We start from the raw sequence: 4,157 nt of genomic DNA, 5'->3' as shown, positions 1-4,157 counted from the left end.
GGCGGCGCGGTGCTCACGGGCCATGCTGATCATGTCGGGGTAGCCGAGGAAGTCCGGTGCGTGCAGCAGGTAGATGTGCAACACGTGGCTGTGGATCCACTCGCCGCAGTACAACAGCCGGCGAAGTTCGACCAGTTCCCGACCGGGCCGTACGCCGCACGCGTCCTCGATCGCGTTGCAGGCGCTGACCTGGTAGGCCACCGGGCAGATGCCGCAGATGCGCGCGGTGAGGTCCGGCGGCTCGGTATACGCGCGGCCCCGCAGGAAGGCCTCGAAAAACCGCGGCGGCTCGTAGATGTTCAGCTCGACGCGTTGCAGCGCTCCGTCTTTCAGCGTGACGTGCACCGCGCCTTCGCCTTCGACGCGGGTCAGCGTGCCCACGCTCAGCGTCCGGACTGCGGCGCTCACCGCGCGCCCGGGTCACTGAATTCGGGCGTGCCGACGTTGAACGTCGCGAACACGCGACCAACGTCGCCGTCGGACATCCCGTCGCGGCGCAGCAACGGGATCAGGGTCGCGGTCTGCGGTTTTGCGGCCGGGCCGAAGCATCCGTAGCAGCCACGGTGAAGCGACGGGCACAATGCCCCGCATCCGGCGTGGGTCACCGGGCCCAGGCAGGGAATGCCGTCGGCCACCACGATGCAGGTCACTCCCCTGCGCTTGCACTCGGTGCACACCGTCGCCGGCGCGATTCGCGGCTTGCGTCCGATCAGCAACGCGGCCAGGGTGTCCAGCAGCTGGCCACGGTCGATCGGGCAGCCGGGCAGTTCGTAATCGACCTTGACGTGGGCCGAGGCGGGCGTGGAGGTGGCCAGTGTGTCGATGTAGTCCGGCCGGGCGTAGACGACGGACGCGAACTCGCCGACGTCGGCGAAGTTGCGCAGCGCCTGGATCCCGCCTGCGGTCGCGCACGCACCGATGGACACCAGCACCGTTGACTGCTCGCGGATCTCGCCGATGCGCCGCTCGTCGTGCCGGGTGGTGATCGAGCCCTCCACCAGCGAGACATCGTAGGGTCCGCCGGCCAGCGCACTGGATGCCTCCGCGAACGTCGCGATCTCGACTTGCCCGGCAAGCGTCAGCAGTTCGTCTTCGCAATCCAATAGCGTCAGCTGACAGCCGTCACACGACGCGAACTTCCACACGGCCAGTGTGGGCCTTGCCATCTAGAGCTCCTTGACTTTGAGCAGCGGACCGGCGACGTCGTAGCCGACCACGGGCCCGTCGCGGCACAATAACAGCGGCCCGAGCTGGCAGTGGCCGCACCAGCCGATCCCACATTGCATGTTTCGCTCCAGCGACACCCGAATATCGTTGGCAGCCAGGCCTTTATCCATGAGCGCCTCGGCACCGAACCGCATCATCGGCTCCGGCCCGCACAGGAACGCGGTCGTGCGCGCGGGATCCAGCGCCAGCCGGCGCAGCGGCTCGGTGACGAATCCGACCTCTCCGGGCCAGCCTTGGACGGGGACATCGACGGTCAGATGTACCTCCACCGCCGGATTGTCCACCCACTCCGCGAGCTCGGTGGCGAACAGGAAGTCCGCACGCGAGCGCGCGCCGGCGATCAGCACCACCCGGCCGTAGCGGTCCCGGTCCGCCACCGCGCCCAACAGCAGGGGGCGCAATGGGGCCAATCCCACGCCGCCCGCCACGATCACCAGGTCGCGGTCATCGACGCCGTCCAAACCCCACCTGGTGCCGAGCGGCCCCCGCACCCCGATCACCGTGCCCGGCGTCGCGTCGTGCAGGGCCCGGCTCACCGCGCCGACAGCGCGAATGGTGTGGGTGATCGTCCCGTCGGCGATCGTCGGGTCACCACTGGCCGAGATCGCCACCTCGCCGACGCCGAAGGCGTAGAGCATCATGAACTCGCCGGGCCGCGGGGCGGCCAACGCGGTCCGAAGCGGCTCCAGGAGCAGCGTGGCCGAATCCCCGTTCTCGACGACGCGGCTGCCGACACGGTAGGGGACCGGCGCCATCTCACTCGCCATCGGAGGCCGCCATCCTCGTCATTTCCTCGGTGATGTCGATTCCGGTCGGACACCAGGCGATACACCGGCCGCAGCCGACGCAACCCGACATCTGAAACTGGTCGTGCCAGGTGCCCAGCTTGTGGGTCAGCCAATGCCGGTACCGCGAAGCGCCGGACCGGCGGACGCTGCCCTCGTGCACGAACGTAAAGTCGAATTCGAAGCAGGACGCCCATTCTTGCCAGCGTTCGGCGTGCTCGCCGGTGAGGTCGCTGACGTCTTCTGTGCTGGTGCAAAAACACGTCGGGCACACCATCGTGCAGTTGCCGCACGTCAGGCAGCGGCTCGCCACTTCCTCCCACTGCGCCGACTCCCGCGACCGCGCAAGAAGGTCCCGGAGGTCCGTCGAGGGCATCCGCCGACCCATCTTATGAATCGCCGCAGCGACATCTGCACGCGCGGAATCGATTTGATCGGTGTCCGCCGGTTGATGCGGTATCGCGGCGAGCACGCCGGCACCGTGCTCGGTGCCGACGTCCACCAGGTAGCGCGGGGCGTCGCCGTCGAGGCGCTCGGTCAGCGACAGGTCGTAACCCGGGCCGGCGGCGGGGCCGGTGCCCATCGATGCGCAGAAGCACAGCCCGCCCGGCTCGGTGCAGTTGACCGCGACGATGAACGCCTGCACCCGACGACCGATCACCCGGTCGAGGGCCGCGATCGCGGCCAGGTCACAACCCCGCACACCGAGGAACGCATATCGCGGAACCTGCTCTGGCCCGTCGTGATCCGTCATGTCGCGGCCGCCCGACCACAACCGCTGACGCGGCGGGTGCAGGAACTGTTTCCACGACTGCGGGCCGGCCGAATGGCCGAACCGGGCGTCGTCCTCGCGCCGCCGCAGCCGATAACGCCCCGGTGCCACGTCCACACCCCACCCGCTGGGCAGGTCGTCGGCGGACGACAGCTCGGCCAGCACGATCGCGTTGTCGCGCAATGTCGGCCCGACCACACGGTAGCCACGCCCGGCCAGTTCCTCGACGAGTCGGCGCAGGCCATCCTCGGACAATACCGCGCTGTCCGGAAGCGCCCGCCCAGTCACGCGGACATCGTCGCGCCGGGAGCCTGCCGGAAACGAGGGCCTTGCGACACCGGCAGCGGGCCGAAAGTCACACCCGGGCCGCGGAACGCGCCGGGTTGGCGCCGGTCAAAGCCTAGACTCGGGAAAGGGAGCAACGACTGTGGGGCGATTCAGCAGCCTGGCGCGCGGGGTGGTGCGGCGCGCGTTCTCCGACCGCCGCGAGGCAGGCCGGGTGCTCGCCGACGCGCTGGACGAATACCGCGACCAGCCCGATGTGCTCGTCCTCGGGCTGCCGCGCGGCGGCGTGCCGGTGGCATGGGAAGTGGCGGCGGCGCTGCATGCGCCGCTGGATGTGTTCGTCGTGCGCAAGCTCGGTGCTCCGCGCTGGGAGGAACTGGCGCTGGGCGCATTGTCCAGCGGCGGTGGCCTCGTCCTCAACGACGAGGTCATCCGCAGCTTGCAGATCAGCGACGAGCAGTTGGGACAGGTGATCGAGCGCGAGACCGCCGAACTGGCCCGCAGGGAGGCGGCCTACCGCGGCGAGCGGCCACCGACAGAGCTGACCGGCAAGACGGTGATTCTGGTCGATGACGGCATCGCGACCGGTGCAAGCATGCGCGCCGCTGTTCGGGCCGTGCGGTCCGCCCGGCCGGGCCGGATCGTCGTCGCGGTGCCGGTGGCCCCGGCATCGGCACAAAGGCAGCTCGCCGGCGTCGCCGACGACGTGGTGTGCGTGACGGTGCCGGCGTCGTTCATGGCCGTCGGCGAGTATTACGGCGACTTCAGCCAGACCACGGACGACGAGGTGCGCAAGCTGCTGGCCACGCCGACCCGCTGAGCGTCAGCGGTCGCCCTCGGCCTTGTCAGCCGCGGCGTCCTCCGGGTACTCCTCGTCGAACTCTTCGTGACGCGGCTCGGGCTCCTCAGCCGGGGGCGCCGCCTCCGCGTCGCCCGACGGTGCGGCGTCGCTGCGTTGCCGTTCGCGCACCGCGTCGACGATCAGCAGCACCACGCCGATGACACTGGCGACGATGCAGACCCAGGCGATGACTTCATTGCTGGTGACCACCGCGGTCACCAGCGCGGCGAGGCCGATCACGGCCATC

At 69.6% G+C, this 4,157-nt stretch carries 6 protein-coding genes; 1 reads left to right on the top strand and 5 read right to left on the bottom strand.

The window, feature by feature from the left end; all coding sequences use genetic code 11:
• From VKG81_RS12235 to VKG81_RS12220, 4 genes are all read right to left on the bottom strand, one after another.
• Positions 1–408, bottom strand: a 408-nt coding sequence (locus VKG81_RS12235; protein ID WP_324396260.1) for a nickel-dependent hydrogenase large subunit, incomplete at its 3' end; no start/stop codon positions are given.
• Positions 405–1,166, bottom strand: coding sequence for an oxidoreductase (locus tag VKG81_RS12230; protein ID WP_324396259.1), 762 nt, complete (start codon positions 1,164–1,166; stop codon positions 405–407). The genes VKG81_RS12230 and VKG81_RS12235, both read right to left, overlap by 4 nt.
• Positions 1,167–1,994, bottom strand: coding sequence for an FAD/NAD(P)-binding protein (locus VKG81_RS12225; RefSeq protein WP_324396257.1), 828 nt, complete (start codon positions 1,992–1,994; stop codon positions 1,167–1,169).
• Positions 1,984–3,072 carry a 4Fe-4S dicluster domain-containing protein gene (locus VKG81_RS12220; protein ID WP_324396255.1) on the bottom strand — a complete coding sequence of 363 codons (1,089 nt, stop codon included), beginning with the start codon at positions 3,070–3,072 and terminating at the stop codon, positions 1,984–1,986. Before VKG81_RS12220 ends, VKG81_RS12225 begins: the two co-directional genes overlap by 11 nt.
• A 139-nt stretch (positions 3,073–3,211) precedes the next feature.
• Between VKG81_RS12220 and VKG81_RS12215 the strand changes: the two genes are divergently transcribed.
• Positions 3,212–3,889: a phosphoribosyltransferase gene (locus tag VKG81_RS12215; RefSeq protein WP_324396253.1), complete on the top strand. Its 678-nt coding sequence runs from the start codon at positions 3,212–3,214 to the stop codon at positions 3,887–3,889.
• Between the two features lie 3 nt (positions 3,890–3,892).
• Here VKG81_RS12215 and VKG81_RS12210 read toward each other — a convergent pair whose 3' ends face one another.
• Complete coding sequence (locus VKG81_RS12210; RefSeq protein WP_324396251.1) at positions 3,893–4,156, bottom strand: hypothetical protein; 264 nt, start codon at positions 4,154–4,156, stop codon at positions 3,893–3,895.
• Between the last annotated feature and the right edge of the window lies 1 nt (position 4,157).

Source organism: Mycobacterium sp., assembly GCF_035314905.1.
Taxonomy (GTDB): Bacteria; Actinomycetota; Actinomycetes; order Mycobacteriales; family Mycobacteriaceae; genus Mycobacterium.
Note: the sequence above shows the minus strand (reverse complement) of the source record. Positions and strands in the feature narration are given on the sequence as shown.

Coding starts and splice junctions, on each gene's coding strand:
- VKG81_RS12230 (WP_324396259.1), bottom strand. CDS start 1,166: ATGGCAAGGCCCACACTGGCCGTGTGGAAGTTCGCGTCGTGTGACGGC.
- VKG81_RS12225 (WP_324396257.1), bottom strand. CDS start 1,994: ATGGCGAGTGAGATGGCGCCGGTCCCCTACCGTGTCGGCAGCCGCGTC.
- VKG81_RS12210 (WP_324396251.1), bottom strand. CDS start 4,156: ATGGCCGTGATCGGCCTCGCCGCGCTGGTGACCGCGGTGGTCACCAGC.